Origin of the sequence: Aquimarina sp. AD1 (assembly GCF_003443695.1) — a bacterium.
GTDB classification, from domain to species: Bacteria; Bacteroidota; Bacteroidia; order Flavobacteriales; family Flavobacteriaceae; genus Aquimarina; species Aquimarina latercula.
This window is the reverse complement of record NZ_CP031966.1, coordinates 2,420,934-2,441,120: the sequence shown is the minus strand read 5'-3', so window position 1 is coordinate 2,441,120 and position 20,187 is coordinate 2,420,934. Positions and strand designations below refer to the sequence as shown.

The following is a 20,187-nucleotide window of genomic DNA, read 5'->3' as shown; positions in this document are numbered from 1 at the left end:
TTGATTCGGGAGTTTTCTGTGGAGTCGGAGGGATTCGAACCCTCGTCCAAACAAGTAATACAATAGCTTTCTACACGCTTAGTTTTTGTTTAGATTTTCGTGGGATTGCCGGCCAAAAACCGCCAACGCACCCCTTATTCTCAATTGATTTCGAAACTATATCAAGATCCTATAGTTTCTAGGTTTATTTTTACGATACTCAAAACCAAACGCCATAAACCAAGGCTTCTGAAGAGTATCCTGCTTGTCTACCTAGTAGACCGAGGCACTATCCTACTATAATTCGGATTATGCAGCTAGGGCGTAGTTATTCTCGCCGTTTAAAAAAGGTGAAATATGATATTTACGAGCTGTATCTCAGCGCTCGACGTGCTTACCACTCTATTAATCTCGCTGTCAAAACCAGTCGACCCCGATATTTATGTAATTGGTATTCATTTAAAGTTAATTTGACATAAATTACACTAGTTAGAATACCAAAATGGTTGGCAAAGATAATCATATTTGTCATATCTTAGCCGCGCTTTTAAATAAACAAAATACATACCAAACCTATATGACTACATTCGGAATAATTAAAGAGCGTAAAAACCCGCCAGATCGTCGGGTAGTCTTTTCTCCAAAGGGACTTAGTGACACCATGTCTAAATTTCCTGAGGCATCTTTTATGGTAGAAAGCTCTGATATTAGAATTTTTGATGATGCTGCGTATAGAGATGCAGGTGTAGAAATAACTAATGACATATCTGATTGCGAGGTATTATTAGGTGTAAAAGAAGTTCCGATTGAAGCATTAATTCCGAATAAAAAATATTTTTTCTTTTCGCATACTATAAAAAAGCAACCTTATAATAGAAGATTGCTAAAAGCGATTTTAGATAAGAACATAGAATTATATGATCATGAGGTTATCGTAAATCAAAAAGGGTGGAGACTGATAGGTTTTGGAAGATATGCAGGTATTGTAGGTGCGTATAATGGTTTTAGAGCATTTGGACTAAAAAACGAAAGTTTTACGCTTCCGAAAGCAGAAACTTTACCAGATCAAAAAGCTCTAGAAGCAGAGTTGTCCAAAATTAACCTACCAAATATCAAAATTGTTCTTACCGGAAATGGTAAAGTTGGGAGTGGAGCTAAAGAGATTTTAGACGCAATGCGAATCAAAGAAGTTTCTGTAGATGAATATCTAAATATGGAATTTGATGAAGCTGTATACACCCAGATTGATGTATTAGACTATAATAAACGAAAAGACGGTCAACTATTAGAAAAAAAGGATTTTTATGATAATCCAGAGGAGTATGATAGCGATTTTATGAGATTTGCCAAAGTAAGTGATGTGTATATGGCAGGTCATTTTTTTGGTGATGGCGCACCTTATATTTATACTAGAGAGGATGCAAAATCCAAAGATTTTAAAATTAGGGTTGTTGCCGATATTTCTTGTGATATCGATGGACCCGTCGCTACAACGATAAGATCATCTACCATAGCAGATCCGATTTATGGATATCATCCTAATAGAGAAGAAGAAGTAGATTTTAAAGATCCAAAAGCTATTGTGGTAATGGCAGTGGATAATTTACCTTGCGAGTTGCCAAAAGATGCGAGTGAAGGTTTTGGAACGATGTTTATGGAGCACGTAATACCAGCTTTTTTTAATAATGATATTGATGGAGTATTAGAAAGAGCCAGAATGACTCAATCAGGTAAGCTTACGGATCGATATAGTTACTTACAGGATTATGTCGATGGAAAAGAATAGTTTATATAACGCAAATTATACTAAGAATGACGACTAAGCAACTTGTTGATCAAATTTGGAAAAAGAAATCCTTTCTATGTGTAGGTCTAGATGTGGATCTTAACAAAGTACCAAAACATATATTAGAGACAGAAGATCCTATTTTCGAATTCAATAAAAAAATCATTGATGCTACGCATCATCTAGCGGTTGCGTATAAACCGAACATAGCTTTTTATGAAGCTTATGGTCTAAAAGGTTGGAAGTCTTTAGAAAAAACTATCCAATACTTAAATACGAATCATCCTGAGGTGTTTACAATAGCGGATGCTAAAAGAGGTGATATTGGTAATACAAGTTCTATGTATGCCAAAGCGTTTTTTGAAGATTTAGAGTTTGATTCTATAACCGTAGCTCCTTATATGGGTAAGGATTCTATAGAACCTTTTTTAGCTTTTGAAGACAAACATACGATTATGCTTGCGCTGACTTCTAACCAAGGAGCTTTTGATTTTCAGACTAAAATGGTTGATGGGACAGAATTGTATAAGCAAGTATTAGAGACTTCTAAAGGCTGGAAAAATGCAGATAACTTGATGTATGTGGTTGGCGCTACAAAAGCAGAATACCTGGCGGATATAAGAAAGATTATTCCTGATAGTTTTTTATTAGTTCCTGGAGTTGGAGCGCAAGGTGGAAATCTACAAGATGTATGTAAATATGGTATAAATGATCAGATTGGTCTATTAATTAATTCATCTAGAGGAATCATCTATGCTTCTGATGGATTGGATTTTGATACTGTTGCTGGCGAAAAAGCAAAAGAGCTTCAGTTACAAATGGAAGAAATATTAGATGCAAGAAAATAACAAAAGGAGATTACATGTAATCTCCTTTTGCTGTAGTTTTTAAAATTAAAACTAGCGTCTATTGGCTTTAAATACTTGTTTTGCATATCCTATAAGTCCATACGTGATGAAAATTACAAAAAACGCTAAACAAGCATAGATAATAATGTTAAGTAATATTGAATTCATAGCCCCAAAATTTTAAATTAATATTTCTTCTTATAAGATACGGTTTTTTTAAAGAATATTAGCTTTAAACATTTAATTTTTAAATAGTTGTGTTTTTTTTAGTATTGTAGCTAGTCTCAATTAAAGTATGATTTATATAGATCAATTAGATAGAAAAATTACCTTAGTTTCTACTCCTGTAAGAATAATATCATTGGTGCCTTCTCAGACAGAGCTTTTGGTTGATTTAGGTTTGTCTGATTTTATTGTTGGAGTTACTAAGTTCTGTGTGCATCCAGATACAATAAGAAAGGAAAAGGTTGTCGTCGGAGGAACAAAAAGTATACACTTACAAAGAATCAAAGAATTGAATCCGGATATCATTTTATGTAATAAAGAAGAAAATACCAAAGAGATTGTCGAAACATTGGAACAAAATTATTCTGTACATGTTTCAGACATTGCTACCATAGCAGAGTCACTGGAGTTAATCAGTCAATATGGCGAAATTTTTGACAGAAGGAATAATGCAAAAAAGCTTACAGATAAAATTAAACTAGAAGCAAAAGAGTTTTCTGAATTTATACAAAACAAACCAAAAAAGAAGGTTGCCTATTTTATTTGGAGAAAACCTTGGATGGTGGCCGGAAAAGGAACATTTATTCATCATTTATTGGAGATAAATGGTTTTATAAATGTATTCGGTAATCAAGAACGATATCCTGATATTCCAGAAGAAGATCTAGCCACCTTATCTAATCTTGATTTTATCTTGTTGTCATCAGAGCCTTTTCCTTTTTCTGAAGAACACCAGGAAGAAATGACTAAATTAGTGCATGAAGTTAAAACACTTTTGGTAGATGGGGAATATTTTTCTTGGTATGGGTCTCGATTGGCTAAAGCATTTACTTATTTTAGATCACTTCATGAAAACTAATACATTGAACAATACATTAAATACTGTTAATCCTTCTTAAACTGTATAAGAAGTGGTTATCTTTACGTCATCAATCAGTCTATGCTTAATTATTCTATATATCGCCATCCAGATAATACCAAATGGGTGACCTTTGTTCACGGAGCAGGCGGAAGCTCTTCTATATGGTTCAAACAGGTTAGAGAGTTTAGAAAGCATTATAACGTGCTATTATTGGACTTAAGAGGTCATGGTAAATCTAAACCAGCAATTAAAGATGCTTTTAACTTTAAATACACTTTTGATTTTATAACAGATGATATTCTAGAAGTTATAGACCATGAACAGATAGAATCGTCTCATTTTATAGGAATCTCACTAGGTACCATTTTAATCAGAAATCTTGCTGAGAAATATCCAGATCGGGTGGATAGTATGATTATGGGGGGGGCAATAATGAAATTAAACTTTAGATCTCAGGTCCTTATGAAATTAGGAGTTGTGTTTAAATCAGTGATTCCATATATGTTTTTGTATAAGTTTTTTGCATTTATTATCATGCCTAAAAAGAATCATAAGCAATCGAGATTATTATTTGCAAACGAAGCTAAAAAGTTATATCAAAAAGAGTTTATTCGTTGGTTTCGGCTGACTTCTGAGATAAATCCTTTACTACGTTTTTTTAGAGATAAGGATATAAAAATACCTACACTTTATGTAATGGGAGAAGAAGATTATCTGTTTTTACCATCTATAGAAAAAATTGTTTCTTTACATGAATTTTCTAATCTCTTTGTGGTTAAGAACTCTGGACATGTTGTAAATGTAGAGCAGCCAGAGATTTTTAATGAAGAATCCTTATCCTTTTTGAATCGGTTCTCTCTATAATGTCAAATACATTCATCTTATGACTGATGCTGTAGTTTTTTAATTTCGATTAAAAGTTTGCTTGCTTCCTCGTGTAAAAGATCACTTTTTTCTTTATTCTTAATCGCAAGATTATATGCGTTTTTCATTAGCCTACAATATCGTTTTTGTAGTTTATCAAGATTAGATTTGTCTTTAGTCCAATAGAACATATACTCTCTCTTTTTCTTTTTTACAAAAGTATTAGCTAGGATTCTAAATGATTCTTAAGACTACGTTAAGTTTGTTTAATACAATATTAAAAAAGGATAGTGCAATTGCATATACACTATCCTTTTTTATGGCTAATCAAATAATTTATTGTGTTTAGTATCCGTCGTTTTGCTCCAGATTAGGATTTACATTTCTTTCTCTTTGTGGTATTGGTAACACTAATCTATCATCATCAAATGGTAAAGCTCCTACAGAAACTTCTAATCTTTTAAAATCATGTAATTTGTGTCCTTCAAAAGATAATTCACGTAGTCTCTCTAATATAATATCTACATAAGCTACATCTGTTAGCGCAAAAGCATTTGATCTAGTACGTACTAGATTTACATCACTTGTTGGATCCGCTCCAACTGCAGTACTAAGGACAAAATTAGATTCGGCACGTATTAAATGCATTTCTGGTAATCTGATAAATGGAATGTTAGAGTTTCCGAATATCCATTTATAAGATGCTATCCCAGATCCTGTTTCTGAATCTACATAAAAGTAACTTGCTCTTAGATCATTGAAGTCATCAAATATTCCAAAAAATGCATCTTCGATAGAGATATCTGGATTTCCAGGTCTTCCGCCGAATCTGTCCGTAGCCCAAAATGTATTCATACTATTGGCACCATCAGAATCTGTTACTTGCCAAGCAAAGATGTCTTCAGTAGAGTTGTCATCATTATTATAGGCATCATCAAGAGTTTCGGTTAGAGCGAATCGCCCTGATTGTATTACTTCATTAGATAAATCTCTAGCTTGTTCATAATTACCAATCTGTAAATGGATTCTTGCTAATAAGGATTTAGCAGCATTTACAGATGCAAAAACACCATTGGTTTCAGGTAATAATACAATCGCATCTTCTAGATCATTGATGATGAAATCATATACTTCTCCAATTGTATTTCTAGATGGATAAGTAATATCCTCATATTGGATTACTGGTGTTCTTATAATAGGTACGCCCAGTTCGCCGTCATTTAGTCTGTTGTTATTATGTTTAGAGAAAAAACGTAATAAATCAAAATAGGTTACTGCTCTTAAAAACTTAGCTTGACCTTCTACCGAATTTTTACTATCCAGATTTTCAAAAACATCTAGGTTGTCTAAGACGATATTAGCTTGATTACTGATGTCATATCCATTTAACCATAAGTTAGCGACAAAGGTATTATTAGTGTTGATCACCTTGTTGTTAAACTCTCCAGGATCAGAAAATGTTCCGTTCCATTTTAATTCTTGATCATTTCCTAGCAATTCGGCGATTGTATATAGTTGACCACCATAACTAGCCGCTTGTCCCGCTTGTGCATATGCTCCAATAAGAATGTTGGTTACTTTCTCGGGAGTATCGAACGCGTCATCTGTTGTTAATGATTGATCCGGGTCAGTGTCTAGTCTGTTCTCACAACCGATGTTTGCAATTGTAAGAGTAAAGATTAGTATAATTTTTATGTATGTTTTCATTTTTTTTGACTTTTAGGTTAGTACTAAATTTTAAAAACCTGTTTTTAAAACTCAATATTTATACCTAGTGAATATGTTTTTGCTGGTGGTGCGGAGTAAAAAGAGGTACCTGTTCTTACTCCTGAATTTCCGTTAAAATCTGCTGTAGATTCAGGATCATATCCATCATAATCAGTAATGGTAAGTAAGTTTACACCACTGAAATAGAATCTTACTTTTTCTAAGAAAAATCTTTTAGAGAAAATAGGATTAATTGTATATCCCAACGTAATGTTTCTAAGTCTTATAAAGTCGGCTTCGTCTAGGTAACGAGTAGAATCCGCTTGTCCATTCTCTTGATTTAATCTGGCTTGTGGAACATCGGTAATATCACCAGGATTTTGCCATCTATCTAATTGATCAATGGTTTGGTTGTCAAAGAATTTACCATTTCCAGAAGAGAATTTACCGGCTTGATCAAAAATGGAAGCTCCAAATTCTCCTTGAAAAGTGAATTGAAAATCAAAATCGTTTACCTTTAAAGTATTTGTAAACCCGATCTGATACTCAGGAAATGGATTTCCTACTACAATTTTACTTGCTTTAGAAATACTATTTGTAGTTGTTTTATCTAAAGAACCGTCTGCATTTAATGTATTAGTATAAAATAAAGCATCTCCATTAGATGGATTAACACCTGCGTACTCATATAGATAGAAAGAGGAAATAGTTTCACCTTTTCGTATAATATTTACTCCATCGATGATATCACCACTTGGTAGATCTGTTACCTCATTCTTGTTTTGAGTAAATAGTGTACTTACGTTCCAAGTAAATGAAGGCTTAGATATGATTCTTGCATTAAGACTTACTTCGAATCCTTTATTAACAATCTCTCCAATGTTTCTAACAATAGAGGTAAAACCAGAAGTACCTGGTAATGGTTGATTGAATAATAAGTCATTGGTGGTTTTATTATAGTAATCAAATTCACCAGAAATTGTACCATTAAACAAACCAAAATTTACTCCTAAGTCATACTGGGTTGTCTTTTCCCAACGTAATTCATTATCTCCTAATTGAATTGGTGAAACACCAAGCCTTTCATTATAGGTAGTTACACCATAAAGATCTTTACTGGCAAAATCTCCAATTTCTGCATTTCCAGTAATACCCCAACTTCCTCTTAATTTTAAATTACTTAAAAAATAAGAATTACTTAAGAATCTTTCATTACTAACTATCCAAGCAGCAGAAGCAGCAGGGAACCATCCAAACTGTGAGTCCTCACCAAATCGAGAAGAACCATCACGACGAATACTTAGATTGAATAGATATTTTTCGGCAATGGAAAAACGTGATCTGGCAAAATATGATAAGAAGTTATATTTAGTTTTGTTAGAACCTCCGTTCGTTATTAATACTGCATTGTCTAAGGTCTGTAGATCATCCGAAGGAAATCCTTGTCCTATTGTAAATTGACTTTTACGGTTGGTTTCTTCAAAACTTCCTCCTAGTGTAGCAGAAAAATCTACTGCATCCCCAAACGTACGTTTATAAGTCAAGTAATTTGTTAAAATATATCTTTCTGTAATTGCATTACTTACAGTACCAACTCCACCTGCCGAAGCAAATTCAGTTAAACTTCCAGAGAATCGTTCCGCATTCTGGTTATTAGCATCATAACCAACTTCGGATTTAAGCCTTAAATAATCATTGATATAAAAATCACCATACATATTGGCTGTGGTTCTCCAGATGTCAGTAACAAATCTTCCTGTTTGTTCTTGTCCTAGAAAATTTTGAAACAGTGTAGAATTACCATCTACATTGGCTGTTCCATCTTCTAACAAAGCGGGTGTTAAGGGAGACTGACCGATAGATTGAAGTGGTGATATAAATGCATTGTCATTAGATAATCGATCAATCGTAACTTTAGAGATATTGATGTTTACTCCAGCTTTTGATTTTTCTGTAATATCTGCATCAACTTTACCTCTTAATGTATATCTGTCTAATTCATTTCCTAGTATAATACCTTCTGTCTTATTGTATGATGTAGAAACAAAATAGGTGATTTTTTCACTTCCGCCAGAAGCTGATAAATCTATATCCTGAGTAATACCTTCGACCAAAGCAAGATCTTGCCAATCAGTATCCACTTCATTGTTTCTCCAATCACTACCTAGAGATAATTGATCAAATTTGGTTTCAATTTCACTTAAAGAAAGTCCACCATTAAGAGCAGCTTCGGTATAAAATTCTACATATTGTTCAGCATCTAAATATTCTCTTTTGTTAGTAGCAAAGTTCCATCCTGATGCAGTATTTAAGGTAACTTTAGTTTTTTCTGCTTTACCTTTTTTGGTAGTAATGATAATAACTCCATTAGTTCCTCTGGCACCATATATTGCAGCTGCTGATGCATCTTTTAAGAAATCAATAGAATCTATATCGTTAGGATTCAGTCCAATTAAAGGATTGATTGGAGAATTGTTTATAGACTCATCATCATTAATAAGCGGTACTCCATCCAAAACGTATAACGGTTCCTGAGAAGCACCAACAGTAGAGATACCTCTAATTCTTACTTTTATACCAGATTCTACCCTTCCAGAAAGCTGAGTTATCTGCACACCAGTAACTTTACTAGTCATTAGCGATTGAACACTTGGAGTGTTGATATCTGCAATTTCACTAGCTCTTATACTCGAGACACTAGTGGTAATCTCTTTTTTAGAAGAACTACCATATCCTATTAGAACAACTTGATCTAATCCTTCTACATTATCTTTTAACGTAACATTTATTACGGTAGATCCAGTGATAGTAACTTCCTGAGTTTCGAAACCTACATAAGAAAATATAAGTATATCGCCAGTAGTAGCTTCAATAGAATAATTTCCATCAAAGTCAGTTTGAACTCCATTATTTGTCTTTTTAACTAAAATGTTTGTTCCTGGAAGTGGAATTCCGGATGGGTCGATAACCGTTCCAGTAATTGTTTTCTCTTGGGCTTGGGCAAATCCAGAGCATACTAGCATAGCCATAGCTATGCTAAGTTTGATTAAGTTTTTCATTGAGGGCGTTTTAAAATCGGGCCCAAAATTACGCTAATCCCGTAATAAAAACACCCCTACAATGATGTGAGCTAATGAAAATAGCTGTTTTTTTTTAAGAATATTTTATCTGCGACAAGAATTGAATTTTGTTATTCTTAATTAAAACAAATATTATGTATTATTATGATAAAAAAAAATACAAAAAAATGAGTTTTTGTGAAAAATTAAAAAATCGTTAAAACCAACACAAGGTTAGATAAAGTGTATGGATTGTAAGTCTATTCTTTCTTACTTTTATTATTTTCTGTCTTGTAGGGCAAATACCTTACGTAATAAATCTGTTGTCCTAGAACTAAGTTTATTTCTAATTTCTCCTTCTTCTACAGCAATCATGGTATATACACCTTCTAAAGCTTCGCTAGTAACATAGTCTGTAAGATCCGGGTTTACGTTACTAGTAAAAGGAATCGTATTGTATTTATTAATGATGTTTGACCAAACTTGATCAGCTCCTACCTTAGATAAAGAGTTCTTAATAACAGGATTAAATTTAGAATACAATGCAGATTTGGTAGTACCTTTTAGATATTGTGTGGCAGCATCTTGGTTACCTAGTAATATCTGTTTGGCATCGTTAAATGTAATTTGTTTTACTGCATTTACAAAAATTGGAGTAGCTTCTTGTACAGCATCTTCGGCAGCTCGGTTAAGAACTTTTAAACCTTCGTCTGCTAGATTATCAAGACCAATATCTCTTAATGTCTTATCTACCTTTTTTAATTCTTCTGGTAATACAATTTTAACTAACTCATTTCTGAAAAAACCATCTTTTTGGGTAAGTTTAGTTACTTGTTTATCGATTCCTTTGTCTAAAGCTTCTCTTAAACCATTCCCTATGTCAATATTGCTAAGACCAATTGCTCCTGTAGTTTCTTGAGGAAGGCTCTCTATTACTTGTTGTAGTTCTGCACAACTTGAAAGTTGAAATATAACTAACAGTAAAAAAATTCTTTTCATAATTTCTTATTAGATTTGAGATTGTAATGATTTTATATGAATTCAAAGTTAATTTTTTTCATACTATCTATTTCAATTCTTTCCTGCAAAAATAGTGAAGATTCGATGAAAGGGAGATCTTTTGGGCCTAATGATCCAAAACAATACATAACTATTTTGGGAATTGCCCAAGATGGAGGGTATCCGCATATTAATAATACAGATGAATTCGTAGGTGTTGCCCAAGGTGATATTAGCAAAGAACTTGTTGTTTGTTTAGGAATTGTAGATCAAAAAGAGAGAAAAAAGTTTTTGATAGAAGCTACACCAGATTTACCTGAACAACTGGCTATGCTAGACGCAATATATCTAAATAAAGCTCCCATTATTGATGGTGTATTTCTAACCCACGCTCACATTGGTCATTATACTGGGCTTATGTATTTTGGTAGAGAGGCAATGGGATCAAAAGACATTCAGGTTTTTACAATGCCTAAAATGAAATTATTTTTGGAAAACAATGGCCCCTGGTCGCAATTAGTGGATTTACAAAACATTGTACTACGTCCATTAGAACATGAAGTATCGGTAGACTTGACAGAAAATATTAAAATAACACCATTCCTTGTGCCGCACCGAGATGAATTTTCTGAAACAGTTGGGTATAGAATTGATGGAAAATCTAAGTCTGGATTATTTATTCCTGATATTAATAAATGGACTTTATGGGAAAAGAAAATTGTAGATGAAGTGAAAAAAGTGGATTATGCTTTCATAGATGCTACTTTTTTTAAAGAAGGAGAAATACCTAGACCTATGGCAGAGGTTCCGCATCCTTTTATTCAAGAGAGTATCGAATTATTTAAAAATGAATCTAAAGAAGTTAAATCAAAGATTATTTTTATTCACTTTAATCATTCTAATCCTTTAATGGATCCTAGTAACAAAGAAAGAATTCAGTTAGAAAAAGAAGGATACAGGTTTGCAAACACTAATGACATGTTTGAATTATGAAAAAATAACGGTTTTGTTATTGTATACCAATACTTTTCTTTCTATATGATGTTTTATGGCTCTGGATAAAACTATTTTTTCAAGATCTCGTCCTTTTAAGATAAAGTCCTGTACATTATGAATATGTGATACTCTAACCACTTCTTGCTCAATTATTGGTCCTTCATCGAGATCAGAAGTCACATAATGACTGGTAGCTCCGATTATTTTCACACCGCGTTCATAGGCAGAATGGTAAGGTTTAGCACCAGGAAAAGCGGGTAAAAAAGAATGATGAATATTGATTATTTTATTGGGAAATTGATCCACAAAATTTTCAGATAAGATCTGCATATATCTTGCTAAAACAATGAAATCAATTTTAAGTTCTTTTAATAAAGCTATTTGTTCTACTTCGGCTTGTTGTTTGTTCGATTTGTTAACAGGAATATGCTTAAAAGGGATTTTAAAATTATCTGCAATCGATTTTAGATCTAAATGATTACTTATGATGATTGGAATTTTTACCTGAAGCTCTCCAGAAGCGTGTCTTCCCAGAATATCATATAAACAATGGTCATACTTAGAAACAAAAAGTGCCATTTTAGGTTTTTTCTCAGCATTATACATTTCCCAGTGCATATTGTAATTATAGGCTACTTCTTTATTAAAAGACTCTTTAAATAAAGCTAGTTTCTCTTCATCTTGATCAAATTCACATTCTAATCTCATAAAGAATTCTCCTAATTCTCTATCAACATGTTGTTCAATATAGACTGTGTTTCCTTTTTTTGATAAGATAAAATTAGTTACTGTAGCTATGATCCCTTTTTTATCCGGACAGTTAATGAGTAAGGTTGTTTTTTTCATGTAATGATTAGATTGAAAATTCTAATTTTTGGGATATAAACTTACTATTTAAGTTGTAATAATTACTTATGAACGTGACCTATTCGAATCGTTTTTGATGAATTAAAAAAATATGCTTGTTTTTTCTAAATTATCTATAATAAAAAAAGGTTGATTTTTATAAAAATCAACCTTCTCTTAATACAGTGATATGTAATATCTGTTATTTAATATCTTCTACTACATTATTAATTAAAGTTCTTATATGGTCTTTATGTGCTTTAGATAGTTTGTCTCCAGTACCGTTAGAAACCATCGACCTGATTCGTTTTAGATTATATAATGCCATTGATTTCGATGCATAAGTGTATTTAGGACCTCTAGCATTATTTATCGAAATAACTTGGATGAGCCTTTTGGTATATTCTAATTGTAAATTTTGTCTAAAAGTATTTACAGAACTTGCAGCATCTGCCTGAAAAATAGCATTATTTAGATCTGTCATAAACTCTGATAATTTATATTCATTACCATATAATTCAGAATCGGTAATTCTTTGTAAAGTATTAGGGTGTAAAATATGATCTAGTACTCTTTTTTGAAACCCAAGTGTAAGATCATGAATTTTAGGATCTTCTGGACCTCCAAAGAAGTTGTATCCTCTTCGTTGCATAGCAATATAATTATAAAGATCATTTGGAGTCTTATATGCATCTGGTGCAAACACATACTTTTTTAAAGCATTCATTGCTCTTTTTTGATCTTCATAACTAACAGGTGTAAAAGGTTTGGCATTTGCATCTTGCCCTACCATACTTCTATCAACATATACACCACCAATGAATCTTGAAATAACATTTCCTGCTTGAGCATATTGACCGCTCAGGATGTAATAAGCTTGTCTCAGTTCTTGATAAGACTCTCCTTTTTTACTAAACTTCAGTTTGATTTCGCCCATCATATTATTCACTAATTCCATTCTGTTGATAGAATATTTTATTTGATCATTAGACATATCACCAATCATTACTCTTGGATCTATTGCCTTTCCTGGAGAGCGCATATCATCTGCATCATTCCCGAAAATTAGTTCAGGTTTCGTAGATTGACTAGCGATTTTTTCCAGCTCTTTATCCGAGCTTACTGGAGTATATCCATATTGTATAGCCCATTTATCATAAGGTCCAACTGTCGTAGAAAAATATTGTCCTTGATTTGATTTATCATTTGTAACATTAATTGCAGTATAATCCATAACCGATCCTGTAAGACATTTGTCTTTAATAAACTCTGGATTATTTAATTCTTCGGGAGAGAACAACTGACTTGCTTTCATGTTATGATTTAATCCTAAAGTATGACCAACTTCGTGCATTACTAATTCCTTCATAGCTTCCATTTTCATACCTTCCATTTCATTGTCATTTGCTCCATAAGCAATAAGAGCAGCTTGACCAAATAAAGAGTTTTCCTGCATTATATGACCATATGAGCAATATGTATGTTTATCCTTTATCATAGTTGGATAATTATTCTCCTCATCTTGATCGCTTATAGTTAGGTTAAACAATCGATCATATTTTACACGATTTGTATGATATACATACTCTAACATAATATCTGCACCTAAAATTTCACCTGTTCTTGGGTTTACAAAACTTGGTCCATATCCACCAAAAGGAGGTATTGGAGAAGATGTCCATCTCAGTACATTATATCTAATATCTCCAGCATCCCATGTTGCATCATCAGGTTGTAATTTTACAACCATTGCATTTTTAAAACCTGCCTTTTCAAAAGCTTTGTTCCATTCTAAAACAGCTTCTTTAATGGTTTCTCTAAATTCTACTGGAGTAGAGTTTTCCATCCACCAAACAATTGGCTGTACTGGTTCGGAAATTGCTAAACTTGGATCTTTTTTAACTAAATTCCAACGATGTACCAAATCCCTATAAGGTGTTGGACTTGCAGAAGTCATATCAGTCACCTGAGTTAAGAAATAACCAATTCTAGGATCATCAAATCTTGGCTTATAATCATTTTCTGGCATTGCAATAAGACTGTGCTCTACCTTAATTGTCACATTTCTACCATCCGTAACGGCTCTAGAGCCTCCATTAAGTATGTTTGATTTAGAATATACATAATGACTGTTTATGTTCAGATTTTCTGGATAATTTTTGATCATCTTAATTTTAGTTTTCTCTTTACTAAGAGAACCTAGCTTAAAAGCAAAAGGTGATTGCCCAGGGAAATTCGGCATTTTTATTTGTTCAAAAGTCTCTTTAAGGAATAGATCGTCTGATTTTATTAGATACAATCCTTTTTCTTCGTCCAAAGCTTCGATTTTTAAACTTGCCATAATTCCTTCGCTAATATTGGCATTAGCGGATTTTGATAAAGCACTATTTTCATCAAAATAATAAGAAGCATTTTGAGTTATAAACTCAATCTTATTATAGTGTTTTTCGATTTTAAAAATCTTATTATCCATGTAGGATCCTCTAAAAGCACCCGCTTCTAGTACGCCATCAGAAATTTGACTGAAATAAATAAACTCTTTTCCAATTTGGTCTTTTTTAATCACCATTTTGGTAGTTCCATCAATAGTATCTCTATAGATGGTAAACAATCCTTCTATTTTTTCACTTTTCTTAGTAAGTTCTTCAATCGATTTTTCTTTGGAATCTTTCTTAGCTGTATCTACTTGCTCCGTTTTCCCTTTTTTTGATTTTTTCTTTTTCTTACGTTGCGCTTCCATGTTTTGGATCCCTAATCCCAAAACAAATGCAAATGATAAGAGTAATAATTTGTTTTTTGATGATGTAATTTTCATTTTAAAATGTATTTGTTTTCAATAATTTTGGAAGATATAATTTTCCATATATAGTTAGAAAATCTTTAACAATAGTGTTAACACTTTCTTAAGTACTATTTGACTTATGGAATGTCACTTTGTTACAGGAATTGAAAAATAATAAACGTAAATTTGAACTATAAATAATAAAACGATAATTAGAGTTATTGAAATTATATAATTCTAAAAAAATATCGGTTTTTGATGCGTATTTCGTAAATTAGCACCTATTAAAATACTTTTTATTGTCAATGGAACAAATTGCACCCTATAAGCCCAAGAATAAAGTTAGAATTGTAACTGCAGCATCATTATTTGATGGTCATGACGCGGCGATAAATATTATGCGTCGTATTATTCAGTCAACCGGAGTCGAAGTCATACATTTAGGACATGATAGAAGTGTTGAGGAAGTAGTAAATTGTGCAATTCAAGAAGATGCCAATGCTATTGCAATGACCTCTTATCAAGGTGGGCATAATGAATACTTTAAGTATATGTATGATTTACTTAAAGAAAAAGGAGCTTCGCACATTAAAATATTTGGAGGCGGAGGTGGAGTAATCTTACCAGAGGAGATTAGTGAGTTAATGGATTACGGAATTACAAGGATTTATTCTCCTGATGATGGAAGAGAATTGGGGTTGCAGGGTATGATTAATGATCTAGTGCAACAATCTGATTATCCTATTGGAGATAATTTAAATGGAGAAGGAGCGCATTTAGCAGATAAAGAAATTGGTGCGATTGCTCGTGTGATTTCTTCGGCAGAAAATTTTCCTGAAGTTGCAAAAGACACCTTAGATCAAATACACGAAAAAAATAAAACATCAAAAACACCTGTTCTGGGTATTACTGGAACTGGAGGAGCCGGAAAATCCTCTCTTGTAGATGAATTAGTTCGACGTTTCTTAATTGATTTTCCTAATAAAACAATTGGATTGATTTCTGTGGATCCATCTAAACGTAAAACCGGAGGAGCTTTATTAGGAGATCGTATTCGGATGAATGCAATAAATTCGCCTAGAGTATATATGCGTTCATTAGCAACAAGACAATCTAATTTAGCATTATCCAAATATGTGGCAGAAGCTATCGAAGTTTTAAAAGCAGCAGAATTTGATCTTATCATCTTAGAGACTTCAGGTATTGGACAATCAGATACAGAAATTCTAGAGCATAGTGATACTTCATTATACGTTATGACTCCAGAGTTTGGAGCCGCTACTCAGTTGGAAAAAATAGATATGCTGGACTTTGCGGATTTAGTTGCTATTAATAAATTTGATAAAAGAGGTTCGCTTGATGCTTTAAGAGATGTTAAAAAACAGTATATGCGTAATCATCAGCTATGGGATACTCCACAAGATGATTTACCAGTATACGGAACTATAGCTTCGCAGTTTAATGATCCAGGAATGAATACGCTTTATAAAGCGATTATGGATAAGGTGGTGGAGAAAACAGGTGCAGATTTAAAATCAGATTTTCATATTTCTAAGGAAATGTCTGAAAAGATATTCGTAATTCCTCCAAGTAGAACTAGATATTTATCTGAGATCTCTGAAAATAATAGGGCATATGATAAAATGGCTAGTACCCAGGTAGATGTAGCTCAGAAATTATATGGAATCTATAAAACGATATGCAGTGTAGCTAATCTAGATTTTTTAGGTTTATCTAAAAATGGTGTTGAGGAAGAACAACTTAGAAAAGTAAAGAATGATGAAAATGAAGATTTCTTAAAACTTTTATTAGCAGAATTTGACCGAGTGAAATTAAATCTAGATCCTCATAATTGGGAAACGATAATCGGTTGGGCGGCAAAAGTTCAGAAGTATAAAGATCCAATTTACTCTTTTAAGGTTAGGGATAAAGAGATTAAAATAGAAACACATACCGAGTCTTTATCACATAGTCAAATTCCTAAAGTAGCTTTGCCTAAGTACCAAGCTTGGGGAGATATCTTAAAATGGTGTCTACAAGAGAATGTTCCTGGAGAGTTTCCTTTTGCCTCCGGGTTGTATCCTTTTAAACGTACAGGAGAAGATCCTACACGTATGTTTGCAGGAGAAGGTGGTCCAGAAAGAACGAATAGACGTTTTCATTATGTTAGTTTAGGGATGCCGGCAAAACGTTTATCTACTGCTTTTGATTCTGTAACATTATATGGAAATGATCCAGATCATAGACCTGATATTTATGGTAAAATTGGGAATGCTGGAGTTTCTATTTGTTGTCTTGATGATGCTAAAAAACTATACTCTGGTTTTGATCTTACTCATGCAATGACATCTGTTAGTATGACTATTAATGGTCCTGCACCAATGTTATTGGGCTTTTTTATGAATGCCGCGATCGATCAAAACTGCGAGAAGTATATCAAAGAAAATAATCTTGAAGCTGAGGTTGAGGCTAAAATAAAGAAAATTTATAAAGAAAAAGGAGTTGAGCGTCCTGCGTATCAAGGAGATCTTCCAGAAGGAAATGATGGATTAGGATTAATGTTGCTTGGTGTAACAGGAGATCAAGTACTGCCGATAGATATATATGCAGAGATCAAGGCTACCACACTTAATACAGTGCGTGGAACTGTGCAAGCCGATATTCTTAAAGAAGATCAGGCTCAGAATACTTGTATATTCTCAACAGAATTCGCTCTACGATTAATGGGAGATGTGCAAGAATATTTTATAGAAAAGCAAGTTCGTAATTTTTATTCAGTTTCGATTTCTGGATATCATATTGCAGAAGCAGGAGCCAATCCAATTACACAATTGGCATTGACACTGGCTAATGGATTTACATATGTAGAATATTATTTAAGTAGAGGAATGGATATTAATAAGTTTGGACCAAACTTATCTTTTTTCTTCTCTAATGGTATCGATCCAGAATACGCTGTAATTGGTAGAGTAGCTCGTAAAATTTGGGCAAAAGCCTTAAAAAACAAATATGGCGCTAATGCTAGAGCGCAGATGCTTAAGTATCATATTCAAACATCTGGGCGTTCATTACATGCTCAGGAAATAGACTTTAATGATATTCGTACCACGTTGCAAGCATTGTATGCGATCTATGACAATTGTAATTCATTACATACTAATGCTTATGATGAAGCTATTACTACACCAACCGAAGAATCTGTAAGGCGTGCTATGGCAATACAGTTGATTATTAATAAAGAGTTAGGGCTAGCTAAAAATGAAAACCCAATTCAGGGATCTTTTATTATCGAAGAATTAACCGATTTGGTAGAAGAGGCTGTACTTACAGAATTTGATAGAATTACAGAGCGTGGAGGTGTATTAGGAGCTATGGAGACCATGTATCAACGTAGTAAAATACAAGAAGAAAGTTTGTATTATGAAACACTTAAACATACAGGTGAATTTCCTATTATAGGTGTAAATACTTTCTTAAGTTCTAAAGGATCTCCAACGGTAACTCCAGGAGAAGTAATTCGTGCTACAGAAGAAGAGAAGCAATATCAGATTACTATGTTAAATGAATTGCAGAAAGGAAATACAAATGAAACTTCTGAATTATTAAAAGATTTACAACAAAAAGCGGTTACTAACCAGAACATTTTTGAAGCATTAATGGAAGTGTGTAAGAAATGTTCTTTAGGTCAAATTACTTCTTCATTATTTGAAGTAGGTGGGCAATATCGAAGGAATATGTAATTGAAATATTTTTTTCAATTTTAATACTATCAAAAACTTATAGAATCCCGCTTTGACGCGGGATTTTTCTTTTCTGTTAGTTTTTCTATCTTTAGAGAAACACAACTCATCATGAAAAGAATACTCATAATATTATTCCTTGTTTGCTGTAGCGCTTTTGGACAGCAAAAATCATTAAAAGCTTTAGTCGGTGGAACATTAATCGACGGCTTTGGTGCTTCTCCCATAAAAAATAGTGTAATAATCATAGAGAATGATAAAATCAAAGCTATTGGTACAATAGAAACCTTAAAAGTGCCTGCGAATGCAGAAGTAATTTCTACAGAAGGAATGTCGGTGTTGCCGGGACTTTGGGATATGCATGTGCATACGATGATTAATGGTCATGCCGATTATTCTTATTGGGATAAAACGTATCCACCATTATTAGAGGATGTTATCATGCCTTCTTCAGCAGAACAATTATTAATGGCAGGAGTTACCAGTGCTAGAGATCTTGGAGGCCCGCTGAAAGAAAGTATTTCTGTAAGAGATCGAATTAATAAAGGAGAAATTCCGGGAGCTACTTTGTATGTTTCAGGGCCATTTATCCAGAAAAAACGCTATCCTGGAACCGAAGCATTTCGTTGGGGAATTAATGGAGCAGAGGATGCTAAAAAGAAAATTAAAAAATTGGCAGATGCAGGTGTGGACTGTGTAAAATTAATCGATCAAGATCAAATGACTACTACAGAATTAAAAGCTGTAGTTGATACGGCTCATAAGTACAATTTAAAAGTAGTTGCTCATGGACATAGACCACAAGAAATAAGAGCAGGACTTACCGCTAATGTGGATTGTTTTGAACATACAGGTTTATCATCTGCTCCTAGATATCCGGATGATGTAATGGATGCGATTAAAGAGCGCACTGCTCAAATGAATCTTGGACCACTATTTTGGTGTCCAACGGTAGAAGGATTATACAATTATGAATATGTAAGGGATAACGGAGAGCATTTAGATAATGATTCTTGGCATAGAGGGCTTCATGATACTATAATTACAGATATAAAAAATAGTTTTGCACATAAAGATCGTTTACCATATTTTCAGTTAACACCTTTACGTAAACCAACATTAGAAACGAAGATTAAACAATTAATGGATGCAGGAGTAGTATTAATGATTGGGACTGATAGTGGTATCCCAATGAAATTTCACAGTCAATCTACTTGGAATGAATTAGATGTGTGGGTAAATGAGTTTGGGATAGATCCTATGTATGCAATAAAAGCAGCTACGTATTGGCCATCAGTTTGGATGGGAGTTTCTGATAAAGTAGGTACTATTACAGAAGGTAAGTTTGCTGATATTATAGCAGTAAAAGGAGATGTTTTAAGACATGTAAACTTATTGCAAGATGTTGATATGGTGATTAAACACGGTAAAAGATATAAATAAGATTAATAATGAAAATAGTAAACTATAGGTTGCGGCAAGATTTTTGATTAT

13 protein-coding genes and 1 other RNA gene are annotated in these 20,187 nt (G+C 33.1%); 7 read left to right on the top strand and 7 right to left on the bottom strand.

All coding sequences use genetic code 11. From position 1 onward, the window contains the following. Window positions 1-16: 16 nt before the first annotated feature. Window positions 17-414: a transfer-messenger RNA gene (gene ssrA, locus D1815_RS10765) on the bottom strand. 142 nt (window positions 415-556) lie between these two features. On the opposite strand from ssrA, the gene D1815_RS10760 reads away from it, so the two are divergent. The 4 genes from D1815_RS10760 (at window position 557) to D1815_RS10745 (ending at window position 4,564) form a co-directional block, all read left to right on the top strand. Continuing rightward, the gene (locus D1815_RS10760) at window positions 557-1,765 is read left to right on the top strand and encodes an NAD(P)-dependent oxidoreductase (RefSeq protein WP_118389955.1); all 1,209 of its coding nucleotides are present in this window, start codon (window positions 557-559) and stop codon (window positions 1,763-1,765) included. 26 nt (window positions 1,766-1,791) lie between these two features. Next, the gene (gene pyrF / locus D1815_RS10755) at window positions 1,792-2,613 is read left to right on the top strand and encodes an orotidine-5'-phosphate decarboxylase (RefSeq protein ID WP_108801549.1); all 822 of its coding nucleotides are present in this window, start codon (window positions 1,792-1,794) and stop codon (window positions 2,611-2,613) included. A 295-nt stretch (window positions 2,614-2,908) separates the two neighbouring features. Further along, window positions 2,909-3,697 carry an ABC transporter substrate-binding protein gene (locus D1815_RS10750; protein WP_118386903.1) on the top strand — a complete coding sequence of 263 codons (789 nt, stop codon included), beginning with the start codon at window positions 2,909-2,911 and terminating at the stop codon, window positions 3,695-3,697. A gap of 81 nt (window positions 3,698-3,778) precedes the next feature. Beyond that, window positions 3,779-4,564 carry an alpha/beta fold hydrolase gene (locus tag D1815_RS10745; RefSeq protein ID WP_027395425.1) on the top strand — a complete coding sequence of 262 codons (786 nt, stop codon included), beginning with the start codon at window positions 3,779-3,781 and terminating at the stop codon, window positions 4,562-4,564. Window positions 4,565-4,581: 17 nt separating this feature from the next. Here the strand turns inward: D1815_RS10745 and D1815_RS10740 are convergent, their stop codons facing one another. From D1815_RS10740 to D1815_RS10725, 4 genes are all read right to left on the bottom strand, one after another. After that, window positions 4,582-4,755 carry a Lacal_2735 family protein gene (locus D1815_RS10740; RefSeq protein WP_108801552.1) on the bottom strand — a complete coding sequence of 58 codons (174 nt, stop codon included), beginning with the start codon at window positions 4,753-4,755 and terminating at the stop codon, window positions 4,582-4,584. A 154-nt stretch (window positions 4,756-4,909) separates the two neighbouring features. Beyond that, on the bottom strand, window positions 4,910-6,271 hold the full coding sequence (locus D1815_RS10735; protein WP_118386901.1) for a RagB/SusD family nutrient uptake outer membrane protein: 1,362 nt from the start codon (window positions 6,269-6,271) through the stop codon (window positions 4,910-4,912). A 44-nt stretch (window positions 6,272-6,315) separates the two neighbouring features. Continuing rightward, window positions 6,316-9,330, bottom strand: a complete 3,015-nt coding sequence (locus D1815_RS10730; RefSeq protein ID WP_118386899.1) for a TonB-dependent receptor — start codon at window positions 9,328-9,330, stop codon at window positions 6,316-6,318. 279 nt (window positions 9,331-9,609) lie between these two features. Further along, window positions 9,610-10,329, bottom strand: a complete 720-nt coding sequence (locus D1815_RS10725) for a DUF4197 domain-containing protein (protein ID WP_027395428.1) — start codon at window positions 10,327-10,329, stop codon at window positions 9,610-9,612. Between the two features lie 36 nt (window positions 10,330-10,365). Between D1815_RS10725 and D1815_RS10720 the strand changes: the two genes are divergently transcribed. Beyond that, on the top strand, window positions 10,366-11,322 hold the full coding sequence (locus tag D1815_RS10720; protein WP_118386897.1) for an MBL fold metallo-hydrolase: 957 nt from the start codon (window positions 10,366-10,368) through the stop codon (window positions 11,320-11,322). On the opposite strand, the gene purU is transcribed toward D1815_RS10720, so the two are convergent. Beyond that, entirely contained in the window at window positions 11,317-12,171 is an 855-nt protein-coding gene (gene purU / locus D1815_RS10715) for a formyltetrahydrofolate deformylase (protein WP_118386895.1), read from the bottom strand. The genes D1815_RS10720 and purU overlap by 6 nt on opposite strands. Before the next feature lie 202 nt (window positions 12,172-12,373). Beyond that, the gene (locus D1815_RS10710; RefSeq protein ID WP_118386893.1) at window positions 12,374-14,986 is read right to left on the bottom strand and encodes a zinc-dependent metalloprotease; all 2,613 of its coding nucleotides are present in this window, start codon (window positions 14,984-14,986) and stop codon (window positions 12,374-12,376) included. A gap of 272 nt (window positions 14,987-15,258) precedes the next feature. On the opposite strand from D1815_RS10710, the gene D1815_RS10705 reads away from it, so the two are divergent. Both D1815_RS10705 and D1815_RS10700 read left to right on the top strand, forming a co-directional pair. Next, window positions 15,259-18,693, top strand: a complete 3,435-nt coding sequence (locus tag D1815_RS10705) for a methylmalonyl-CoA mutase family protein (protein WP_118386891.1) — start codon at window positions 15,259-15,261, stop codon at window positions 18,691-18,693. 111 nt (window positions 18,694-18,804) lie between these two features. Continuing rightward, window positions 18,805-20,136 (top strand): amidohydrolase family protein, encoded by a 1,332-nt coding sequence (locus D1815_RS10700; protein ID WP_118386889.1) that lies wholly within the window; start codon window positions 18,805-18,807, stop codon window positions 20,134-20,136. The last annotated feature ends 51 nt before the right edge of the window (window positions 20,137-20,187 follow it).

Bases quoted from the DNA above. Each gene is read 5' to 3' on its own strand.
- D1815_RS10760 (WP_118389955.1), top strand. From the start codon at position 557: ATGACTACATTCGGAATAATTAAAGAGCGTAAAAACCCGCCAGATCGT.
- pyrF (WP_108801549.1), top strand. From the start codon at position 1,792: ATGACGACTAAGCAACTTGTTGATCAAATTTGGAAAAAGAAATCCTTT.
- D1815_RS10750 (WP_118386903.1), top strand. From the start codon at position 2,909: ATGATTTATATAGATCAATTAGATAGAAAAATTACCTTAGTTTCTACT.
- D1815_RS10745 (WP_027395425.1), top strand. From the start codon at position 3,779: ATGCTTAATTATTCTATATATCGCCATCCAGATAATACCAAATGGGTG.
- D1815_RS10740 (WP_108801552.1), bottom strand. From the start codon at position 4,755: ATGTTCTATTGGACTAAAGACAAATCTAATCTTGATAAACTACAAAAA.
- D1815_RS10735 (WP_118386901.1), bottom strand. From the start codon at position 6,271: ATGAAAACATACATAAAAATTATACTAATCTTTACTCTTACAATTGCA.
- D1815_RS10730 (WP_118386899.1), bottom strand. From the start codon at position 9,330: ATGAAAAACTTAATCAAACTTAGCATAGCTATGGCTATGCTAGTATGC.
- D1815_RS10725 (WP_027395428.1), bottom strand. From the start codon at position 10,329: ATGAAAAGAATTTTTTTACTGTTAGTTATATTTCAACTTTCAAGTTGT.
- D1815_RS10720 (WP_118386897.1), top strand. From the start codon at position 10,366: ATGAATTCAAAGTTAATTTTTTTCATACTATCTATTTCAATTCTTTCC.
- purU (WP_118386895.1), bottom strand. From the start codon at position 12,171: ATGAAAAAAACAACCTTACTCATTAACTGTCCGGATAAAAAAGGGATC.
- D1815_RS10710 (WP_118386893.1), bottom strand. From the start codon at position 14,986: ATGAAAATTACATCATCAAAAAACAAATTATTACTCTTATCATTTGCA.
- D1815_RS10705 (WP_118386891.1), top strand. From the start codon at position 15,259: ATGGAACAAATTGCACCCTATAAGCCCAAGAATAAAGTTAGAATTGTA.
- D1815_RS10700 (WP_118386889.1), top strand. From the start codon at position 18,805: ATGAAAAGAATACTCATAATATTATTCCTTGTTTGCTGTAGCGCTTTT.